The sequence below is a fragment of the uncultured Tateyamaria sp. genome (assembly GCF_947503385.1).
Lineage (GTDB): Bacteria > Pseudomonadota > Alphaproteobacteria > Rhodobacterales > Rhodobacteraceae > Tateyamaria.
Window position 1 is genome coordinate 55,567 of sequence record NZ_CANNDO010000009.1, and the last position, 21,128, is coordinate 76,694.

General features: G+C 61.3%; 20 protein-coding genes and 1 other RNA gene. 6 read left to right on the forward strand and 15 right to left on the reverse strand.

What is annotated here, in order from left to right:
• Positions 1-6: 6 nt before the first annotated feature.
• The 3 genes from Q1A85_RS20320 to Q1A85_RS20330 form a co-directional block, all read right to left on the reverse strand.
• Complete coding sequence (locus Q1A85_RS20320; RefSeq protein WP_299694014.1) at positions 7-462, reverse strand: FixH family protein; 456 nt, start codon at positions 460-462, stop codon at positions 7-9.
• A complete protein-coding gene (gene ccoG, locus Q1A85_RS20325; protein ID WP_299694016.1) occupies positions 459-1,886 on the reverse strand; it encodes a cytochrome c oxidase accessory protein CcoG in 1,428 nt (475 codons plus the stop codon). The genes Q1A85_RS20320 and ccoG overlap by 4 nt, the downstream gene beginning before the upstream one ends.
• Positions 1,887-1,953: 67 nt before the next feature.
• Positions 1,954-2,835 (reverse strand): LysR family transcriptional regulator, encoded by an 882-nt coding sequence (locus tag Q1A85_RS20330; protein WP_299694019.1) that lies wholly within the window; start codon positions 2,833-2,835, stop codon positions 1,954-1,956.
• 236 nt (positions 2,836-3,071) lie between these two features.
• Here Q1A85_RS20330 and Q1A85_RS20335 point away from each other — a divergent pair, with 236 nt between their 5' ends.
• Positions 3,072-3,308: a DUF6552 family protein gene (locus Q1A85_RS20335; RefSeq protein WP_299694022.1), complete on the forward strand. Its 237-nt coding sequence runs from the start codon at positions 3,072-3,074 to the stop codon at positions 3,306-3,308.
• A gap of 60 nt (positions 3,309-3,368) precedes the next feature.
• Here Q1A85_RS20335 and ccoP read toward each other — a convergent pair whose 3' ends face one another.
• Genes ccoP through ccoN form a run of 4 tightly spaced genes read right to left on the reverse strand, consistent with a single transcriptional unit; the run spans position 3,369 to position 6,773 of the window.
• Entirely contained in the window at positions 3,369-4,235 is an 867-nt protein-coding gene (gene ccoP / locus Q1A85_RS20340; protein ID WP_299694025.1) for a cytochrome-c oxidase, cbb3-type subunit III, read from the reverse strand.
• Positions 4,232-4,417: a cbb3-type cytochrome c oxidase subunit 3 gene (locus Q1A85_RS20345; protein WP_299694028.1), complete on the reverse strand. Its 186-nt coding sequence runs from the start codon at positions 4,415-4,417 to the stop codon at positions 4,232-4,234. Before Q1A85_RS20345 ends, ccoP begins: the two co-directional genes overlap by 4 nt.
• A 14-nt stretch (positions 4,418-4,431) precedes the next feature.
• A complete protein-coding gene (gene ccoO, locus Q1A85_RS20350) occupies positions 4,432-5,157 on the reverse strand; it encodes a cytochrome-c oxidase, cbb3-type subunit II (RefSeq protein WP_299694031.1) in 726 nt (241 codons plus the stop codon).
• Positions 5,158-5,168: 11 nt separating this feature from the next.
• Positions 5,169-6,773: a cytochrome-c oxidase, cbb3-type subunit I gene (gene ccoN, locus Q1A85_RS20355; protein ID WP_299694034.1), complete on the reverse strand. Its 1,605-nt coding sequence runs from the start codon at positions 6,771-6,773 to the stop codon at positions 5,169-5,171.
• Positions 6,774-6,982: 209 nt separating this feature from the next.
• Here ccoN and Q1A85_RS20360 point away from each other — a divergent pair, with 209 nt between their 5' ends.
• Complete coding sequence (locus Q1A85_RS20360; RefSeq protein ID WP_299694036.1) at positions 6,983-7,825, forward strand: universal stress protein; 843 nt, start codon at positions 6,983-6,985, stop codon at positions 7,823-7,825.
• A gap of 70 nt (positions 7,826-7,895) precedes the next feature.
• Here the strand turns inward: Q1A85_RS20360 and fnrL are convergent, their stop codons facing one another.
• Positions 7,896-8,636: a transcriptional regulator FnrL gene (gene fnrL / locus Q1A85_RS20365; RefSeq protein WP_299694039.1), complete on the reverse strand. Its 741-nt coding sequence runs from the start codon at positions 8,634-8,636 to the stop codon at positions 7,896-7,898.
• Between the two features lie 66 nt (positions 8,637-8,702).
• Here fnrL and hemN point away from each other — a divergent pair, with 66 nt between their 5' ends.
• Positions 8,703-10,046, forward strand: a complete 1,344-nt coding sequence (gene hemN / locus Q1A85_RS20370; protein WP_299694042.1) for an oxygen-independent coproporphyrinogen III oxidase — start codon at positions 8,703-8,705, stop codon at positions 10,044-10,046.
• Here the strand turns inward: hemN and Q1A85_RS20375 are convergent.
• The 5 genes from Q1A85_RS20375 to Q1A85_RS20395 form a co-directional block, all read right to left on the reverse strand.
• Entirely contained in the window at positions 10,043-11,623 is a 1,581-nt protein-coding gene (locus Q1A85_RS20375; protein ID WP_299694045.1) for an ABC transporter ATP-binding protein, read from the reverse strand. The two genes, hemN and Q1A85_RS20375, sit on opposite strands and share 4 nt — an antisense overlap.
• Positions 11,620-12,786 (reverse strand): ABC transporter permease, encoded by a 1,167-nt coding sequence (locus Q1A85_RS20380; RefSeq protein WP_366140625.1) that lies wholly within the window; start codon positions 12,784-12,786, stop codon positions 11,620-11,622. Before Q1A85_RS20380 ends, Q1A85_RS20375 begins: the two co-directional genes overlap by 4 nt.
• A gap of 5 nt (positions 12,787-12,791) precedes the next feature.
• On the reverse strand, positions 12,792-13,898 hold the full coding sequence (locus Q1A85_RS20385; protein ID WP_299694051.1) for a microcin C ABC transporter permease YejB: 1,107 nt from the start codon (positions 13,896-13,898) through the stop codon (positions 12,792-12,794).
• Positions 13,899-13,905: 7 nt separating this feature from the next.
• Entirely contained in the window at positions 13,906-15,855 is a 1,950-nt protein-coding gene (locus Q1A85_RS20390; protein ID WP_299694054.1) for an extracellular solute-binding protein, read from the reverse strand.
• 224 nt (positions 15,856-16,079) lie between these two features.
• Positions 16,080-16,586 (reverse strand): cytochrome c family protein, encoded by a 507-nt coding sequence (locus tag Q1A85_RS20395; protein WP_299694057.1) that lies wholly within the window; start codon positions 16,584-16,586, stop codon positions 16,080-16,082.
• 139 nt (positions 16,587-16,725) lie between these two features.
• Between Q1A85_RS20395 and Q1A85_RS20400 the strand changes: the two genes are divergently transcribed.
• A complete protein-coding gene (locus Q1A85_RS20400) occupies positions 16,726-17,556 on the forward strand; it encodes a prephenate dehydratase (protein ID WP_299694060.1) in 831 nt (276 codons plus the stop codon).
• On the opposite strand, the gene Q1A85_RS20405 is transcribed toward Q1A85_RS20400, so the two are convergent.
• Both Q1A85_RS20405 and nudC read right to left on the reverse strand, forming a co-directional pair.
• Positions 17,553-18,020: an SRPBCC family protein gene (locus tag Q1A85_RS20405; protein WP_299694062.1), complete on the reverse strand. Its 468-nt coding sequence runs from the start codon at positions 18,018-18,020 to the stop codon at positions 17,553-17,555. The two genes, Q1A85_RS20400 and Q1A85_RS20405, sit on opposite strands and share 4 nt — an antisense overlap.
• A 39-nt stretch (positions 18,021-18,059) precedes the next feature.
• The gene (gene nudC, locus Q1A85_RS20410) at positions 18,060-19,028 is read right to left on the reverse strand and encodes an NAD(+) diphosphatase (protein WP_299694064.1); all 969 of its coding nucleotides are present in this window, start codon (positions 19,026-19,028) and stop codon (positions 18,060-18,062) included.
• A gap of 137 nt (positions 19,029-19,165) precedes the next feature.
• Between nudC and Q1A85_RS20415 the strand changes: the two genes are divergently transcribed.
• Positions 19,166-20,953, forward strand: coding sequence for a 5'-nucleotidase C-terminal domain-containing protein (locus Q1A85_RS20415; RefSeq protein WP_299694066.1), 1,788 nt, complete (start codon positions 19,166-19,168; stop codon positions 20,951-20,953).
• Positions 20,954-20,992: 39 nt separating this feature from the next.
• Positions 20,993-21,090, forward strand: an RNA gene (ffs, locus tag Q1A85_RS20420) — signal recognition particle sRNA small type.
• Positions 21,091-21,128: the final 38 nt, after the last annotated feature.

A 21,128-nucleotide genomic window follows, 5' to 3' on the forward strand; every position in this document is an offset into this window, starting at 1 on the left:
CCTTTGTCAGCCTTTCACAAGCAACGGTATGCGATGTTCAAACAGCGTGCCATCCTCCGACATGGCCGTCAGGCGCACCAGCCAATGTCCGGCATCCAGCGCCATGGGCGCGCGCCATGCCGTACCGTCAAAGACCAGCTCTGGCGAGACATCCGCCGCCACATGCGTCGTCCGGCCCACGGTCACGTCAATCTTTGTCACGTCGGCTGGACCAAGCTGCGCATCGGTCAGCCGCACCTCGATCGTGGCCCCGTCATAGGCGGCTGTCGCCTGCCATCCCAACGCCTCTTGCGCAGTGCGCTTGGCCTCGAATTGCTGACTGGCCACGTAGGAATTTCCGACCTCCAACCCCGGAAAAGTCGCCACCGCGTTGAAAGCCAGCGTCAGGTTCACCGAAATGATGATGCCAAAGCCAAAGCAGAACATTGCCGCCACGTGCCAGCCCTTGAGTTCGCGTGTCATTGCAGGTTCCTTCCATTGAATGTGGTGTCGCGGTAGGCGCGGTCGCCCCCGCCCAAGGCCTCGACCCAGATGCGTACGTCCGTGCTGGCCCGTTCGGTTGGTGCTGCGCCGGATGGCGCCACGAGGTACACACGTTGCAGGAACGTGGCGTCCGCAGGCACGGCGATAGATTGGTACGCGGTCCCTTCCAGTTGCAGCCGGATCGACGAATCGCCCTTGACCGTCAGGCGCATGGTCTGCGCCTCGGCGGTCTTGTTGCGCAGGCGCACGTCATAGGTGTTGCGCACAGACCCGTCCGACAGGGTCACGAATGTCGGATTGCGCACCGGGGCCACTGTCAGTTCCACATCCGACCGGATGAACAGCGCAAAGACGAGACCAAAGCCCACAAGCGCCCAAAGAACCGTGTACAGAACGGTGCGCGTGCGCAGCACGTGGCTCCAGATCGGTTTCGGAGCTTTGCCGCTGCGCTCAGCCTCTTCATCGGTGAGGGCCATGTAGTCGATCAGGCCACGCGGCTTGCCGATTTTGGCCATGATGTCGTCGCAGGCATCAATGCACAGCGCGCAGGTGATACATTCAAGCTGCTGCCCGTCGCGGATGTCGATGCCCGCCGGGCACACGTTCACGCAGGCCATACAGTCGATGCAGTCGCCTTGTGTCTCGCCCTCGGGCACCCGGTGTTTGCGCGGCTCGCCGCGCCATGCGCGATAGCCCACGGTCAGCGTGTCTTCGTCCATCATCGCGGCCTGAATGCGAGGCCACGGACAGGCGTAGTTACAGATTTGTTCGCGGGCAAAACCGCCAAACAGAAAGGTCGTGCCCGTCAGGATCGCCATGGTGCTATAGGCCACGGGATGCGCGTTCAGCGTCACCAGATCGCGGGCCAATGTCGGCGCATCGGCAAAATAGAACACCCACGCCCCTCCGGTCGCGAGACCGATCAGCAACCAGAGCGTCCATTTGGTCACGCGCAGACGCGCCTTGCGGAAATCCCATTTCTTCTGGCGATGCAGGCGCAGGCGCGCGTTGCGGTCCCCCTCGATCCAGCGTTCAACAGCGATGAACAGGTCCGTCCACACAGTCTGTGGACAGGCATAGCCACACCACACCCGACCCAGGGCAGATGTGAACAGAAACAACCCCAACCCCGCCATGATCAGCAGGCCCGCGACAAAGTAGAATTCATGCGGCCAGATCTCGATCCAGAAGAAATAGAACCGCCGGTTCGCCAGATCGAGCAGCACCGCCTGATCCGGCAGCGCCTCACCCCGGTCCCAGCGAATCCACGGGACAAGGTAGTAGATGCCCAGCGTCACGAGCATGATCCACCATTTCAGCGTGCGGAATTTGCCCGATACCCGTTTGGGGAAAATCGGTTCGCGCGCGGCGTAAAGGCGAGGGGCGGGCGTGCTGTCGGACACTTTGGGGGAACCTCGGTCTGGATATCTGGCCTTCCTTCTCGCAGCCCATTGCAGTCACCGCTTTGACTCAGGTCAAGTCCCGTGCCGCGCGCGTGATCCATTTCACAAAGGCGCGCAGGGGCGGACGTTGCACACCGGCGCGGGTGACAAGGTGATATCCCGCGCCCTCCTGATCCTCTTCTTCCAGCACCACAAGGCGGCCCGCGCGAATGTCTGCCTCAACGAACAGGCGCACGGTCACCGCCAACCCCTGCCCGTCCCGCGCGCCGTCAATCAGCAGGTTGCCGGGCACTTGGGTCAGCGGGCCCTGCACCCCTTCGGCAATGCCGCGATTGCGCAGCCAGCTTGTGCTTTCGGTGATCCCGATCTCTTCGAGCCATGGCAACTTGCTGAGTGCGCGGGCACTGGATGTGTCGCGACCATCAAGTAGGCTGGGCGCGGCGATGATGACCATCGATGTGGGGATCAACAATCTGTCCTCGACACCGGGCCACCCGCCCGGGCCATAGCGAATGGTCAGGTCCACCCCACCGGGGGTCGGGTCCACCAACTCGGATGTGGGGTTCAGCATGATATTGATGTCAGGATGCGCCGCCCGAAACTCGGGCAGGCGCGGCATCAGCCACGCAGCGGCAAAGCTCGGCGTGGGCGAGATGTGCAGAGGCCGCGCAGCCTCCGCCCCAGTGATCAGCCCCACGGCACGATTGATCGCGGCAAAGCCGTCGGCGCAGCCTTGCGCCAATATCTCACCATCCGGCGTGAGGCGCATCGCACGCCCCGTGCGGTCAAAAAGCGTCACGCCCAAATGCGCCTCCAGCGCACGCAATTGCTGGCTGATGGCCGCATGACTGACCCCCAGCGCATTGCCCGCAGCCGTTACGTTGCCTTCTTTGGTAAAGGCGTGAAAGGCGCGCAGGGCGGCAAGGGGTGGCATATCGCGCCAGATCATATGTTATCTCAACTTACACAATGCCATTCCAATTGAGTCGCATGAATCGCGCAATATCGCAATATGGGTGGCAGAACACAGCGACAGGAGATCGGATCCATGTTTGACATTTATGCCAGAACTTTCATGACCGCGACGCGCAACGACCACAACAGGCGGCCCTGCATCCCGGTAAAGCCCGCAACACGGCGCGGATGGCTGGGCCGACAGACCCGCTGCATTGACCTCGACAAACTGTGAGGCGGATCGCATTTGCGGCGCCGCAGGTCGACGCCATCAAATGGGTGGCGTCAGTGGCCCAGATTGCTGGATATGCGGCCACCGCGGCGGCGGCGACGCCCTGGAACATCTACTGCTTCTTGGTGGGTATCATCGGTTGGTTCATCGTGGGTGTGCAGTGGAATGATCGGGCGATCATGCTGATCCATATCGTGGCACTCGCCGCCATGATCGGCGGATTGATCGCCACATAACAAAAAACGCGGCCGGGCAAGCCCGACCGCGTTCTCACAGCCCCCCTTGATGCGCAGTGGTTACTGCCCACCACCCCGGCTGTGTACATAGAGCGCGACCGCGCGCACTTCGGCCTCGCTCAGGCGACCCTGCCACGGTGGCATCACGCCAAAGCGGCTGTAGGTCACGGTTTCGATCAGAGTTTCGGTGTCCCCACCATAAAGCCAGATGGCGTCCGCGAGGTTCGGCGCCCCCTGAAAGACGTCGCCCAGCCCCTCTTCGCCATGGCAGGCCGAACAGTTGTCGAGATAGACCTCTTCGCCCGCAGCGGCCTGCGCCGCGTCATCCGGCGTGCCGGACAGCGATTTGACATATTGCACGACAGAAACGATTTCCTCCTCTTCGAGGATCTCGCCAAAGGCGGGCATCTCGGAATAGCGACTGTCGAGGTCTTCTTCGTTGCGGATGCCGTGGGCGATGGTCAGGTGGATATCCTCGATGGTCCCACCCCAGAGCCAGTCATCGTCCAGCAGGTTGGGATAACCCGAGGCTTGTACCCCCGCCCCGCCCGAGCCGTGACACTGTGCGCACCATGTACGGAACACGGCCCCACCTGCCGATGTGGCGTATTGCATCAAGCCTGGATCATCGCTGACCTCGGTCAGTTCCGCCGCAACGAGTTTGGCGTTGATGGGGCCATTGGCCTCTTCGACGGCGGCGATCTCTTCGGCGACTTCGGCGCGGGTGGAGTAGCCCAGCACGCCCGCTGTCGCCTCATTGATCATTGGCCAGGCCGGATAGGCGATGGTGTACCCCACACCCCAGATGATGGTCAGGTAGAAACACCACAGCCACCAGCGCGGCAGAGGGTTGTTCAGTTCCTTGATCCCATCCCATTCGTGACCGGTGTTGCCGATTTCCTTGTCATGTTCGGTTTCATTACTCATGTCTGGTCCTCCTCTGGACCTTTGGGCGCGTCATCATGCCGGAACGGGATGGCAGCGGTGTCGCGATAGGTGTCGCGCGCGCCGGGCCGCATGACCCAAAAGAACACACCCACAAAAATCGAGAACAGCAGCAGAAGCATCCAGCTGTCGGCGAATTCGCGTAGAAGGCTGTAGGTTTCCATAATCTCTCTCCTTCTTACCGGTTCGCGTCAGCAACAAAGGTCGAGAAGTCGACCAATGTGCCCAGCATTTGCATGTATGCGATCAACGCATCCGCCTCGGACACGCCGGGCTGGCTGTCAAAGTTGCGCACCTGCGCCCCCGGATACCGTTCGAGCACCCCGTCAAAGTCGCTGTCCGGGTCCGCTTGCGCCAGAAAATCGGCGCGCGCGTTCTCGATCATCTCGTCGGTGTAGGGCACACCCACCATGCGGTGTGTGGCCAGCAACTCGTCGATATACTCACCATCCATACGCGTCCGTTCGAGGAAATCGTATTTCGGCATGACCGATTCCGGCACCACCGCTTGGGGGTTGCGCAAGTGGACAAGGTGCCAGTCATCCGAATAGCGACCGCCAACGCGGGCAAGGTCCGGCCCGGTCCGCTTGGAGCCCCACTGGAACGGGTGGTCGTACATCGACTCCGCCGCGAGGCTATAGTGGCCATAGCGTTCGACCTCGTCCCGCATGGGCCGGATCATCTGGCTGTGGCACACGTAGCAGCCTTCGCGCACGTAAATGTCGCGACCCGCCAGTTCGAGCGGAGAATAGGGCCGCATCCCTTCCACCTTTTCGATGGTGTTCTCGAGGTAAAAGAGCGGGGCAATCTGTACGATCCCCCCGATCGTGACCACGAGAAAGCTGAAGACCAGCAGTAGCGTCGCGTTGCGTTCGAGGATCTTGTGTTTGTCGAGGATAGCCATTTGTCCCTCCTTCACTCGGCAGGGACGGCTGTGGCCAACGACTGCTCTTTGGCAGGCGCTGCTTTCACAGTCATCCAGAGATTATAGCACATCACGCAAGCCCCAGCGAGGAACAGGACCCCACCCAGACCACGCACCACGTACATCGGGAACTTGGCGCTCACGGTGTCGGCAAAGGCATTCACGAGGAAGCCGTTGGCGTCCACTTCGCGCCACATCAGGCCTTCCATGATGCCCGTGACCCACATCGACGCGGCGTAGAGCACGATGCCGATGGTGGCGAGCCAGAAGTGCCAGCTGACCAGCTTGAGCGAATATAGCCCCTGCCGTTTCCACAGCACCGGTGTCAGGTAGTAGAGCGCACCAAAGGTGATCAGCCCGTTCCACCCCAGCGCACCGGAATGCACGTGGCCGATGGTCCAGTCGGTGTAGTGGCTTAGCGAGTTCACGGCCCGGATCGACATCATCGGACCCTCAAAGGTCGACATGCCATAGAAGGCGAGGCTGGTGACCATCATCCGCAACACCGGGTCAGTCCGCAGCTTGTCCCACGCGCCTTGCAGCGTCATCAGACCGTTGATCATGCCACCCCACGACGGCATCCACAGGATGATCGAGAACACCATGCCGAGGGTCGAAGCCCAGTCGGGAAGAGCGGTATAGTGCAAGTGGTGCGGACCCGCCCAGATGTACAGAAAGATCAGCGCCCAAAAGTGAATGATCGACAGCTTGTAGCTGAACACCGGACGGTCGGCCTGTTTCGGCACGAAATAGTACATCATGCCCAGAAACCCGGCCGTGAGGAAGAAGCCCACTGCGTTGTGGCCATACCACCACTGCACCATCGCATCCTGAACACCTGCAAACAGCTGCACGGACTTGGAACCAAAGATGCTGACCGGGATCGAGATATTGTTGACCAGATGCAGCATTGCGACGGTGACGATAAAGCTCAGCAGGAACCAGTTGGCCACATAGATATGCGGCTCACGGCGCTTGATGATCGTGCCGAGGAACACGGCCAGATAGGCCACCCAGACAATCGTCAGCCAGATATCGATATACCATTCCGGCTCGGCATATTCCTTGGACTGGGTCCCGCCCAGCAAATAGCCGGTGGCGGCCAGCACGATGAACAGCTGAAAGCCCCAGAACACGAACCATGCAAGGTTTCCGCCCCACAGCCGCGCAGCACAGGTGCGCTGCACGATAAAGAACGAGGACGCAATCAGCGCATTGCCGCCAAAGGCAAAGATCACCGCAGATGTGTGAAGCGGCCGCAGACGACCAAAGTTGGCATAGCCTTCGGACCAGTCAAAGTTCAGAACCGGAAAGGCCAGTTGGAAGGCGATGATAACCCCCACCAAAAACCCTGCGATCCCCCAAAAGGCCGTGGCGATCACCCCGGCCCGTACTACGCTGTCCAGATATTCGTTCTGCGGTGCTGCAAGGACGGGTTCGTCCGTGCGGCGCACCTCATACAGAAACAGCGCGCCCGCGATCAGCATGATCAGGACGGCATGTACCTGATAGGACAGATCACGACCGTAATTCGCGGCGATTGCCGCGGCGAGTGTGACCAGACCCAGCGCAATCAGCTTCACATATTGTGCCATATTGCGTTCCCTCTTGTAACGAAGCGGCGCCATACGAATCCGGACGCAGCTCCGCGTTTCCATGCTGCGGTTTTGCGGCAGAGGGGCGACCGGGTCTTTGATCTGGGTCAACAGTTTTCCGAATTCGGATTGATCGGCGTCAACGCAACGCATTTCGCCATGGGACAGGGTATCGTCACGGAAACGCGCTCATAAGGAGCTGGCGCCAGATGCCATACAAAACCATCCTCACGATCCTGTCCGCCGGTCCGAACCCACTGCGCGGCCTCAACGCCGCCATTTCCAAGGCAATCAGCTGGGATGCCCATCTTGAAGTACTGTGCGTTGGGATCGACGCCGCACTCCACAGCTATTCCTATGCGGAAATCAGCCCCACGCTGATGCAAGGCACCGTGGTCGAGGCGCAGGCCGCCGCACGCGCGCTGTCCCAAGAGGCCAAGACCGAACTGAACCGGCAAGGTATGCAGCGGTTCACGATCACGCCTATCGTCACGCAAGCCGGGCTGTTGCCCGGCGTCATCCGCCGCCATGCCCGGTTCTGCGATCTGGTGGTCACACCGCGCCCCTACGGCGACGACGCCGGCCCGGATGCGCCGTCTCTGGTCGAGGCGGCGCTGTTCGAGGCGGGCGTGCCTGTGCTAATCGTGCCGGACGGCATCGACGCATGGACCACGCCGCGCCGCATTGCCGTGGCCTGGAATGAAAGCGACGAGGCACTGGCAGCAGTGAATCGCGCATTGCCGATCCTTGTGGAGGCCGAAACCACGTTCATCACGATCATCGACCCGCCCCAACACGGCCCCGACCGCAGCGACCCGGGCGGCCTGCTGGCGCAGTATCTGGCCCGGCACGGTGTGCGCTGCGAGGTTGATGTTCTGGCGCGCAGCATGAACCGAATCAGCGACCACCTGATCCGCGTCTCGACGGACCGGGATATCGACCTGATCGTGATGGGGGCGTACGGACGGGCGCGCTGGTCCGAAGCGATGTTCGGAGGAGCCACACGCGATATGCTGGAACAGTGCACTGTGCCGGTGTTTCTCGCGCGCTAGGGGATCGCCGGGGATGGTGGGCGGGGCGTCTTTGCAGGCATCGCGTGCAAAGCGCGCCGTGCCAACAGCCTCAGATCAACAATCCGCCGTCACTGTCATCGCCCGCCTGTTCCATCAGCACATCCAGATCGGGCACCACAACGGAACGTTTGCCCTGCAAAACGATAATGCCTTCACGTTTCAGCGCTGAGATTTGGCGGCTGACCGTCTCAAGCGTCAGCCCAAGATAGTCTGCCATCGCTTCGCGTGTCAGGGGCAGTTCAAACTGTACGGTCCGGGTGTGCTTTGGCCCCAGCACCGCGTCGCGATGCGCAAAAATGGCCAGCAAGGACGCGATTTTTTCCCGCGCGGTCTTGCGACCCAGCACCAGCATCCACTCGCGCGCCGCATCCAACTCGTCCAGCGTCATCTCCAGCAGGCGTTCGGCCACATGCGGCGTGGTCACCATCATCTGCTCGAACGGCTTTTTGCGGAAACAGCACATCACCAGATCGGTGACCGCGACAACATCATAGCTCGCCCCGGACCGGCCCGGCCGACCCACAAAATCCGACGCCAGCAGCAAGCCCACCATCTGGCGGCGCCCGTCTTCCATGGTCTGCGTCAGCGTGGCTGCACCAGACACAACAGAGGCCACGAAATCCATCTGGTCCCCGGCCCATGCCACAGTCTGACCCGCCTCGTAGGTGCGGTAAAACTTCATCTCTTCAAGCCGCGTCAATTCGTCCGGTTCGCACCGCGCGCACACGGCACGGTGTCGGATGGGACAGTCACTGCAGTCCTGGCGCACCAGGTCAGGCGGGAGGGTCATAGCAAATCCAAACGATGTTGATCTGCGTCAAAGCGCAGGCCGTTGACGGAAACTAACAACTTGGTCATGGAAACGAAAAGCATATTCACCCGTCTGGGTCTTTTTGACGCGAAGGTGCCGCGATACACCAGCTATCCAACCGCGCCGCATTTTTCTGACAAAGTCGGCCCGGACGAAACCAAGGCGTGGCTGCGGACAATTCCCGAAGGCGCGGACATTTCGTTTTACGTACACATCCCCTTTTGCCGCCGCCTGTGCTGGTTCTGCGCGTGCAGGACCCAAGGGACCGCAACCTCCAGCCCGGTGCAAGCGTATCTCGACACGGTCCTGACCGAATTGCGCATGGTGGCCCAGTCCCTGCCCGGCGGCGTCCGCCTCAAACGGCTGCACTGGGGCGGCGGCACGCCAACGCTGCTTGACCCGCATATGATCCGCAGTTTGGCCGGGGCCATCGCAGAGGTCGCCCCATTTGCCGATGGCTATGAATTTTCTGTCGAGATTGATCCCAACGAGATCGATATCCCCCGGCTGGACGCGCTACAGGCCGCTGGCATGACCCGCGCCTCCATCGGGGTGCAGGATTTCGACCCGGACATTCAGGCCGTTATCGGTCGTGACCAAAGCTTTGAGATCACGGCCGCAACCGTGGACATGCTCCGCTCCGCCGGCGTCCAGAGCCTGAATGCCGACATCCTGTTTGGACTGCCACACCAGTCACCGCAACGCATGACGTCCAGCGTCACGAAATTGCTGTCGCTTGGCCCGGACCGCGTGGCCCTTTATGGTTATGCGCATGTGCCTTGGATGGCACGGCGCCAGAACCTGATCCCCTCCGACGCGCTGCCCACGCCTCAGGAGCGGCTGAACCTGTTCGAAGTGGCGCGCAATCTGTTTGTCTGGGACGGCTACGCAGAGATTGGTATCGACCATTTCGCCATACCCACCGACGGGCTGGCGCAGGCGCAACGCGCAGGGACATTGCGGCGCAATTTTCAGGGCTATACCGACGATCAAAGCGAGGTGCTGATCGGCGTCGGCGCGTCATCCATCTCGCGCTTCCCGCAGGGATACGCGCAAAACCAGCCCGCCACGTCGCGCTATGCCGCCGCGATCAAGGCAGGCAGCTTGGCCACCGCGCGGGGCCACGCATTTTCTGGCGACGACCTGCTGCGCGGCCGCCTGATCGAGGCAATCATGTGCGATTTCGAAATTTCAGTGGCAGACATGCCGGGTGATCCCGACACCGTGCGCGCATTGCTGACATCCGCCAATGACGCATTCGACGGAACACTGATTTGGCAAAATGACCGCTTGAGCATTCCGCCGCAGGCACGCGCGCTCACGCGGATGGTCGCACGCCATTTCGACGCCTATTCCGTCGAAGAAGGGCGGCACGCCTCAGCGATCTAATGCGTCGCTTGCAGCAACAGCCGCGTGTAGTCCGTCTGCGGACGCTCAAAGAGGTCTTCTGATGCGCCCTGTTCGACCACGTCACCCTGTTTCATCACCAGCACCTTGTGGCTCATCGCACGCACGACTTTTAGGTCGTGGCTGATGAACAAAAAGGCCAGCCCATACTTGACCTGCAAGTCCCGCAACAAATCAACGATCTGCACCTGCACCGTCATATCCAGTGCCGATGTCGGCTCGTCCAGCACCACAAGTTTGGGTCGCAGCACCATGGCGCGCGCAATCGCAATGCGCTGGCGCTGACCGCCTGAAAATTCATGCGGGTAGCGGTCCATGGTCAGCGGATCAAGGCCCACTTCGGCCATCACCTCGGCCACCACCTGCCGTTCGGGCCGACCATCGTCGACACCATGCACCCCCAACCCTTCGGCGATGATCTGGGCTGCGGTCATTCGCGGGCTGAGCGATCCGTAAGGGTCCTGAAACACGATCTGCATGTCCTTGCGCAGCCGTCGCAACTGGCGCACCGACCACGCCCGAATGTCCTGCCCCATGTAGACAATGCGCCCTTCGGACGCGATCAGCCGCATTATGGCAAGGGCCAGCGTGGTCTTGCCGGACCCGCTTTCGCCCACAATCCCGACCGTTTCACCTGCACGGACCTGAAACGTGGCCGCGTTCACCGCCTTGATATAGCCCTTGGTGCGGCGCAGCAGCCCTGCATGGATCGGGAACCAGATCTTAAGGTTCTCGGCCTCGGCCACCACCTCGGCATTGGCGGGGATCGGCGCCGGTGTGCCGGAGGGCGCAGCGCCCAACAATTTCTGCGTATAGGGATGTTTGGGTGCGCCGAAAATTTCGTCCGTCGGACCCGTTTCCACAATCTCACCGTTCTGCATCACGCAAACCCGGTCGGCGATGCGCTGGACGATCCCAAGATCGTGGGTGATGAACAACAGGCCCATCCCCTCGCTCGCCTTCAATTCGGCCAACAGATCGAGGATTTGCGCCTGAATGGTCACATCAAGCGCTGTGGTTGGTTCATCCGCGATCAGAACATCGGGTTTGTTGGCCAGCGCCATGGCGATCATCACACGCTGACGTTGCCCGCCCGACAATTGGTGCGGATAGGCAGTCAATCGCGATTCCGCATCGCGAATACCCACCTTGTTCATCAACTCAAGGATACGGCCTCGCGCGTCCTCTCCCACCAGCCCCTGATGCAGCGACAGGCTTTCGCCTAGCTGTTTCTGGATCGTATGCAGCGGGTTAAGTGAGGTCATCGGCTCTTGAAAGATGAACGATATGTCGTTGCCGCGCACTTTGCGCAGCAGCTTGTCATCCGCGCCGATCATCTCCTGCCCATCATAGGTAACGGACCCCGACACCTCTGCGCTGTCGCCCAGCAGCGACACGGTGGACAAAGCCGAAACCGACTTGCCCGAACCGCTCTCGCCGACAAGGGCCACAGTCTCTCCGCGCCCCACGGAAAAGGACACGCCCTTGACCGCTTCGGTCAGCTGTCCGTCCTGCCGGAATGACACGCGCAGGTCTTTGACATTGAGAAGTGGCGTCACGAAAAGGTCTTTCTTGGGTCGAACGCATCGCGGATGCCTTCGAAAATAAAGATCAGCAGGCTCAGCATAACGGCAAAGACGGTAAAGGCTGTAAAGGCCAGCCACGGCGCTTGCAGGTTCTGTTTCGCCTGCAAGGTCAGCTCACCCAGCGATGGCGCAGAGGACGGCAGGCCAAAACCCAGATAGTCAAGCACCGCCAGCGATGAGATCGTTCCAGTGATGATGAACGGCAGCATAGTCAGCGTGGCCACCATCGCGTTGGGCAGCATGTGGCGGAACATGATGGTCATGTTGCCCACGCCCAACGCCCGCGCCGCCCGCACGTATTCAAGGTTGCGCGCACGCAGGAATTCCGCCCGCACAACCCCCACAAGGCCGGTCCAGCCAAACAGCACCAACAAGAACACAAGCAGCCAGAAACTTCGCCCCAGAATAGCGAACATGATGATGATGACATAGAGGCTGGGCGTTGATGACCATATTTCGATGATCCGCTGGAAAATCAGGTCCGTGCGCCCACCAAAATAACCCTGTACCGCGCCCGCGATAATCCCGATGACCGCAGAGGCGCCGGTGACGATCAGCGTAAACAGCACCGACAGCCGGAACCCATGCACAACGCGCGCCAAGACATCGCGTTTCGTACCATCGGTGCCCAGCAGGTTTTCCCCGTTGGGCGGAAGCGGCGCCGCGCCGGGCCTGTCAACAGCGGTGTCGTAGCTATAGGGGATCAGCGGCCAGATCGCCCAACCGCGGTTGATGTCCACCCCGTCCACATTGCCATCGCGACTGTCCTCGATAATCGCGTCGGGATCGTCAAAACAGGCATCCAGACCACCGGAAGCAATCAGGCACTGCACTTCCGGGTCGCGATAGGCGGCTTCGGTCTGAAAGTCGCCGCCAAATTCCGTCTCGGCATAGAAATTCCAGATGGGTGTGTAGAACGCACCCTGATACCGGATCAGGATGGGCTTGTCGTAGGCGATGAACTCGGCAAACAGGCTCAGCCCAAACAGAATACCGAAAATCCACATCGACCAATAGGCGCGGCGGTTCTTTTTAAAGTTCGACCAGCGCCTTTTGTTCAGCGGCGAAAGGGTGAACAGGCCGCGCTTGCGCTCGGGCACCACGACCGGTTCGGGCGCGGGCTGTACGTCCGGCATCGCCATCAGCCTTCCCTCCGCTCAAAGTCGATGCGGGGGTCAACCAGCACATACATCAGGTCCGACAGGATGCCGACGACCAGCCCCATCAGGCCAAAGATGTAAAGCGTGCCGAACACGATCGGATAGTCGCGGGCCACCGCCGCCTCAAACCCGAGCCGCCCCAAGCCGTCCAGCGAAAAGATCGTCTCGATGATCAGCGACCCGCCAAAAAAGACCGAGATAAAGACCGCCGGAAAGCCCGCGATCACAATCAGCATCGCGTTGCGGAACACGTGCCCATAAAGCACCTGCCGTTCCGACAGCCCCTTGGCCCGCGCAGTCATCACGTAGAGTTTCTTGATCTCGTCCAGAAAGCTGTTCTTGGTCAGCAGTGTCAGCGTGGCAAAGGCACCGATGGTGCCCGCCAGCACAGGCAAGAAGGCGTGCCACGCATAGTCCACGACCTTGCCCCATGCCGTCAGGTCGTCCCAATTGTCCGACGTCAGCCCGCGCAGCGGAAAAATCTGCCAATAGCTACCGCCCGCAAACAGCACCAACAGCAGGATCGCAAACAAAAACCCCGGAACCGCATAGGCCGCAATGATTGCTCCGGATGTCCACGTGTCGAAGGGCGTGCCATCCTGCACCGCCTTGCGGATTCCCAACGGGATCGACACCAGATAAGCGATCAGCGTGGACCATAGCCCCAGCGTAATCGACACGGGCAGCTTTTCTATGACCAGATCAATGACCCCGATAGATCGAAAATAGCTCTCACCGAAATCGAAACGCGCATAGTTCCAGACCATGTTCAGGAACCGCTGCACCGGCGGCTTGTCGAAACCGAACTCGCGCTCCAGTTCTTCGATGAACTCGGGCGGCAGGCCGCGCGCACCCACATAGGTGCTGTCGGAGGCTGTGTTCAGATCCTCATTGCTCAACTCCTGTGCGCCCGCATCATTGCTGCCTCCGGCGAACCCGCCAAAGACGTCACCGCCCCCTTGGGCGCGCGCAATCGCCTGCTCCACCGGTCCGCCGGGCACGAATTGCGTCAGCGTAAAGTTGACCAGCAGGATGCCCAGCAACGTCGGAATGATCAGCAAAAGCCGTCGAAGGATGTAGGCGCTCATGCCCGGTTTACCTCAGCGCGCCAGAGGCCTTCAAAGCGTCGGCCTTGTCCGCGTTGTACCACCAGAAATCCAGCCGACCCAAGGCAAAGGGCGGCAGCTCTTCTGGGTGTTCAAACATATCGTAGTACGCGACCCAGTGGTTCGGATTGTACCAGACCGGCACCATGATCATCTCATAGCGCAACGCTCTGTCCAGCGCCGTCACCGCGGCAACCTCTTCTTCGCGCGTTGTGGCAAGCAGCGATTTGTCGATGATCGCGTCCACCAGCGGACTGGACAGCCCGGCGGGGTTAAACAGCGAAAAAGACGACGTTTCGGACCCGTAGTACTGCGCCAGCCCCGTGCCGGTGCCAAGGAAGGCGGCGTACTGGAAATAGATCATGTCATAGTCGCGGTCGCGGCGGCGGGATGTGTATTGCGAACTGTCGACCTCCTCGATCCGAACATCAATGCCCAGCTTCTCAAGGTTGTCGGCAAAGTTTTCGATCACGCCCGTCAGCGTATCTGCCGCCGTTGACGTGTGCAGGAAATTCACCGTCAGGGTCTTGCCCTCGGCATTGCGGCGCACGCCGTCATCCCCCACGGCCCACCCTGCGTCATCCAGCAGTGCCATGGCTTTGCGCGCATTGCGCCGATCAAAAAGACGCGTTTCGCTGGACGTGTGCGGCACGCGCACCTCGGTGGTCAGCAGGTCCTCGGGCACCACGTCGCCAAGGCTTTGCAGAAACTCCAGTTCTGCGCCCTGCGGCACCCCGGTCGCCATCACCTCGGTCCCTTCGGAGAAGGACGTGCGCTGCGTGAACAAGCCGTATTGCAGCGATGCGTTGGTCCACTCGAAATTGTATCCAAGCGCAATGGCCTCGCGGACGCGGATGTCTTGCAACACCGGCGAGCCAAGGTTGAACACCATGCCGGTTGGCACAGGCGGATTGCCGTTCGGCAATTCCTTTTTCACGATAGAGCCGTTTTCGACCTTGGGACTGGTGTAGCCGGTCGCCCACTTCTTGGAATCGCCTTCGGTGCGGATGGTGTATTCGCCCGCAAGGAACCCTTGGAACGAAGCCTCTGCATCCCCGAAATACTCAAGCCTGATTTTATCGAAATTCGCGCGACCCACATTGATGGGCAGGTCCTTGCCCCAGTAATCCGGGTTGCGCTTGTAGACCACGCGGCGGTTCACGTCGATTTCGTCGATCATGTAGGGGCCCGAACCCGGCGACGTGACCAACCGTTGTTCGTCTAGACCCGCGTCGTTTTCCTCGTACCACTTCTTGGACCACGCAGGCACAAAGCCGACCTGACTGATCAGGGACCGCCGGGAAATTCCCTTGGTAAAGTGGAACTTGATCGTGTGATCATCCAGAACCTCGACCTTGGGAATCCGTTTGCGCACCGCATCCGCGTAAGATTTCAGCCCCTCGTCCAACAACAGATTGTGCGAAAAGGCGATGTCATGCGCGGTAACGGGCGAGCCGTCAGAAAACCGCGCCTCCGGGCGCATGTGGAAGATAACCCAGGTTTTGCCCTCATCATATTCAAGGCGCTCGCACAGCAGGCAGTAGTATTCCGCATACACGTCCGCTGGTGCGCCAGCGCCATTGATCCCCTCACCCAGCAGGCTTTCGAACATAACCGAAGACAGCCCCGCCGCCCGGCCCTTGCGGGAGTATGGATTGACGCTGTCGAATGTCCCCACCGCGCCCAGTACGATTTCGCCCCCTTTGGGCGCATCCGGGTTCACGTAATCGAAATGTTCGAAATCCGCCGGATAGGTCAGATTGCCATAAAACGAATATCCGTGACTGGTGATGATCGTCTCGTGCCCGTCGCTACGCACCTGACTGGCGGCCAGCGTTAAGCCCGCGATCAGCAGACCCACAGCGCCCCAGTCGGCCCATCGCTTGCGCACGGCCTTGGTGCGGGTTGCGGATCGGGCGGGGCGTTTGGTGTGGATCATCTGGGGCTCCTTCATCAGGCCAGTGGCGCGGCACGTCTCGGTCTGGGTTGAGATTTAAGCTAAATGCGCGCCGCGCCAATATGCAACGCAAGAATGCTGCTCAGATCGGGGCCCAGATTACGTGATCGTGTTCAGTGTTGCGTTTTCGGGCTGATCACCGCGCGCAAAAAAAGCCGCGCAACACCCGTCGCGCGGCCTTGTCGGGGATTCGGAACGTCAGGCGATCAGCCGTCGATGCTGTCGAGATAGGCAATCAGGTTGGCCCGGTCTTCGACTTTTTTCACACCGCGATACGCCATGGAGGTGCCGGGGGCGTATTGCGAGGGGTTCTCCAGAAATTCGTTCAGCGCGTCCACGGTCCAAACCTCGGCCACTTCGCTTAGCGCGCCGGAATAGGCACCATAGCTGTCAACGGAACCAACGGCGCGCCCAACGACACCATACAGGTGCGGGCCTGTGCCATTCACGCCGTCTTCAAGTTTGTGGCAGGCGCTGCACTGGCGGAAAATGCGGGCACCGGCACCGGCATCGGCCTGTGCAAACACATCGGCAAACGCCACTTCAACCACTTCTTCGGCCGCTTCCTCTGCGCCGGTGTCGATCACGTAGGCCTGATCGCCATGACCATCCACATGGTACAGCTCTTCCGCGGCCCACTTGCCCAGCAGTAATACAAGCAAAGCACCGCAAACGCTGGCGGCAATCTTCGTGAATGTCATCGTGTCGAACATGAGGCTTCCGATTCCATGCGTATAGTTGTTCGTTCCGGCGGGTATCTATTGCTTCCCCTACCCGCAGGCAAGGTGTAGAAGCCGCGACCAATCGCCCTGCCTCGCCGCCAAGAACAGGGCTACGGCCAAGGGGTGAAAGATGTCTCAACGGATCGCATTTCAGGGAGATTTGGGCGCATACGGTCATGAGGCCGTTCTCAAGGCGCGCCCGGACGCCGTACCAGTGCCCTGCCACGCCTTCGAGGATGTGATTGCCGCCGTGCGGTCCGGCGACGCAGACATGGCGATGCTTCCAGTGGAAAACACCACATATGGCCGCGTTGCGGACATCCACAGGCTCCTGCCCGAAAGCGGTTTGCACATCGTGGACGAGGCGTTTGTACGTGTACGCATCGCTTTGATGGCGCTGCCCGGTCAGACGCTGGACGACATCTCGCAGGTGCGGGCGCATATGGTTCTGATCCCGCAGGCGCGTGCGTTTCTCGATGCCCATAAAATTTCTGCCGTGGCCGCAGCTGACAGCGCCGGGGCGGCGCGCGCCATCGCGGAAACAGGGGAACGCGGCGTCGGCGCGCTGGCCTCTGCCGTGGCGGCAGAGATCCACGGGCTGAACATTTTGGCCCGGGACATCGAGGATCAAGGGCACAACACCACGCGTTTCCTGCTGATGTCGCCGCAGGCAGACCACCAATCGCGCGGCGACACGATGATCACGACCTTCGTGTTCGAGGTCCGCAACATCCCCGCCGCGCTTTATAAGGCCATGGGTGGTTTTGCGACCAACGGCGTCAACATGACCAAACTGGAAAGCTATATGGTCGGCGGCGCGTTCACCGCGACGCAGTTCTACGCCGATATCGAGGGCCACCCCGATGACCCGCCCGTCGCGCGTGCATTGGAAGAACTGGCCTATTTCACCAACCGGCTCGATATTCTGGGTGTGTACCCGGCAGCCGCCGGGCGCGATTAAGCGCTGCGCTTCAGCCGTTCTTCCAACTGTTTGGCGTAGTCGGCGACGCGTTGTTTATAACGCTTCGTCAGGTTCGACTTGGCCAGCTTGAGCGACTGCACAAGCAGGCGCGACGCAAGGTTCAGCGGTGTCAGTTCCAGCGCTACGGCCATCCGTGTGCGGGTCCGCGACAGCGCCAGCAACTCCACGTCGAACGCGGCATCCATGCCCGGGGATTTTGCGGTAAACCCCATCTCGTTCGGGGCATCATAACGCACAAGTTGCAGGTTCATATCCCGCCGCCGCCCGCGCATGGTAAAAGCCACGCGCCAAGACGCGCCCACGCCGGGGGTCTGAAGGTCATCGACACGCTGCACCTCGGCACCGCGCCGCATCGCCTGCCGCTCGAACGTCTCGAACTCGCTCAAAGCGGCAAAAACGTCTTCGATGGATGCTTCGATATCTTCCCGTGCCGAGAATTTCATGTGCCGTGCTCGATTGTGTCCTGTGGTGCCAGCTTCACTTTAATCGAGGGTATCCGCAAGCCAGTTTTCAATTAAAAAGTGCGCAATGGCCCCCTTGCGGGCGGGCAGGATGTCGGTGCGGTTGCCCGCGAATATGTCCGCCATGTCTTCGCGCGTCAGCCAGAGCGCGTCTTCGATTTCCACCGGGTCGATGGTGATATCTAGGCTGGTGGCGTGTCCGTGACAGCCGAACATCAGCGACGCGGGAAAGGGCCATGGCTGGCTCGCCAGATAGCTGACATCGCCCACATGCACGCCTGTTTCTTCAAAGACTTCGCGCCGCACGGCCGCTTCGAGTGTTTCGCCCGGTTCGACAAAACCGGCCAACAGCGAATACATACCCTCGGGCCAGCCCGGCGACCGGCCAACCAGCACGGCATTGCCGTGGGTGATCAACATGATGACGACCGGGTCCGTGCGCGGGAAGTGGTGCCCGCCACAATCGGGGCACGTGCGTTGCCAACCGCCTTGGGTGATGTCAGACGCGGCACCGCAGCGCGCGCAAAACCTGTGTGTCTGGTGCCAACCAATGACTGCCTTCGCAGTGGCCGCGAGTTCCGCGTCACGCGGGCTGAGCCACGTCATCACCCGCCGCAATTCTGCAAACACCTGGCCGTCCGAAAGGCCGGGATAATGCTGTTCCGTGGGATCAAGAAATGCGCCCAACGCCTCGTGATCCACATCCGACGGCGACCAAGGTGACACATCAAAGGCAAACCGCGGCGCACCCTCTTCGCGGCCAAGAAAGATCGGGGCGGCCTTTGCCTCGGACAGAACCGGGTGATCCATGGGCAGCCGCAGCAGATGCGCAGGGCGGTCCTTGTCGATCAGCGGTTTGCCCTGCCACACGGCAAGGGCGCGCGCCTCCGGGTCCGTTTGTGCCGCCGCCAACGCCACCGGATCCGTTCGCAATTCCGCCGCCCGGTCGAGGCCCGACCCGCCAAAAGTCACCGTTTCCGCGTGTCGCATTCCAACCGTTCCTGCCTTCAATTCCAAGTGCGCCAGCCATGGCACGGGTGTGGCAGCGGCGCAATGGCCCGCCCTTGGGGCGACGCAGCAGCGAAAATTCGCTTGAAAGCAAAGCATATTCGGCCACGTTGCTACCTATGCGCGAGCACCCCAAAGACAGCCCCGCGGAAACCGTTCTGCGCCTGCTGGCCACAAGTGACGTTCATATGCACCTGACCGGTTGGGACGGTCGGGTGGATGATGCCTCGGCATCGCGCGGGTTCAATCGCCTTGCTTCGGTCATTCGCGCAGCACGGGCGGACGCACCCGGCCCGGTCCTGCTCTTGGACAATGGCGACAGCCTGCAAGGCACCCCGCTGGGCGAAGTGGCGGTTGGCATGGCGGGCTGCCATCCATGGGCAGAGCTGCTGGATACGCTTGAGTATGACGCGGCGGGCCTCGGCAATCACGATTTCGATTTCGGCCTTGATGCGCTGACGGCATTCTGTGCGGCGTCCCGGACACAGGTGGTATCGGCCAGCCCCGACCGGCCTTTGCCCAACATCGTGCCCCACATCATCGTGGACCGGACGGTCACGCTGCCGTCTGGCCACACGCACCCATTGCGCGTGGGGATCACGTCGGTCCTGCCACCGCAGACGCTGGTGTGGAACCATGCGCTTCTGGCCGGAAAGGTCGGCTTTTTGGCCGGCGTCGACGCAGCACGCCAATCGGTTGCTGCCCTGCGACGCGATGGGGCGGATATCATCGTGGTTTTATGTCACAGCGGCATCTCATCCTTGTCCCCTGACGACACTGAGAATTTTGCCTGCCCGCTGGCGCATTCGGTGCCGGGGGTGGACGCCATGATCCTTGGTCACACACATGAACGGTTTCCCGACACCGGCTACGGCACCGTGACGGGCGTCGACCCGGATCAAGGCACCCTGTTTGGCGTTCCAGCCGCGATGCCGGGATTTGCCGCGGCCCTGCTGGCGCAGATTGACCTGTGTCTGGTCCACGATCACGAAGGCTGGCACGTAACGGAGCACAGCGTCCGCCTGCGCGATCTCGAAGACGCGGAACCCGACCGCGATGCCACCCGCCTTGCCGCACCCTGCATCGCGGCGACACGTGCGCGGATGCAAACGGTGGTCGGCCAGACGGGGCACGGTTTCCACAGTTACTTTGCCATGCTGCAATCGGGCACCGCCGACGCCATCGTCGCCACCGCCATGCAGCGCAGCGTCAAGGCTGCGATCAACGGCACCGATCTGGCCCACCTCCCGGTTCTGTCGGCCATCGCCCCCGCCGCCGCTGGCGGGCGCGCGGGTCCGAACAATTATGTGACCGCCTCCAAAGGCGAAATTCAGGCGCGGCACCTCGCCATGATGTGCCCGTACCAGAATACGGTCTGGGCACAGCGCATGACCGGCGCAACACTCGCCGCATATCTGGAACGTTCTGCGCAGTTCTTTGCGCCACACCCTTCGGGCCTTGGGCCGCTGCTGGCCCCCAATGCGCCCGCGTTCAACTTTGATACCGTGCACGGGCTGCACATGACGCTCGATCCGTTCGCACCGCTGGGCGCGCGCGTGACTTCACTGACGCGCAACGGGGTGCCGGTATCGGCGGATGATGCGTTTCTGGTCGCGATGACCAGCTACCGGGGCGCAGGCGGCGGCGATTTTCCGGGACTGGAAGAACCCGCGTCCCTGCAATTGGACGTGCCGGTGGTCGATGCCTTGCGGTCCTATCTCGCTGCGCACCCCATTGGCGACGTGCAATCGCCATCGGTCTGGTCCTTTGCCAGCGCTGTCCCCCGGCACGTCCTGATCGAAACCAGCCCCCGCGCCGTCAACCACCTCGAAGAGATCGCGCATTTCCGGCCCGAACCGCTGGGCCTGACCGATACCGGCTTCATGTCGATGCGCGTGACCCTGTAACCCTTGCGCCGCGCGGGGCGCTGCCATATATCGCAGCGTTGAGAGGTTGGCGCGGGCAAGCGCCTCGCCAACCCGGTCAGATCCGGAAGGAAGCAGCCGTAACGAGCCCCGCTTGGGTCGATGTCAATCTCTCACCTCGCACCAAAACCAACAGGTTTTGGCGTAACGTCCGACC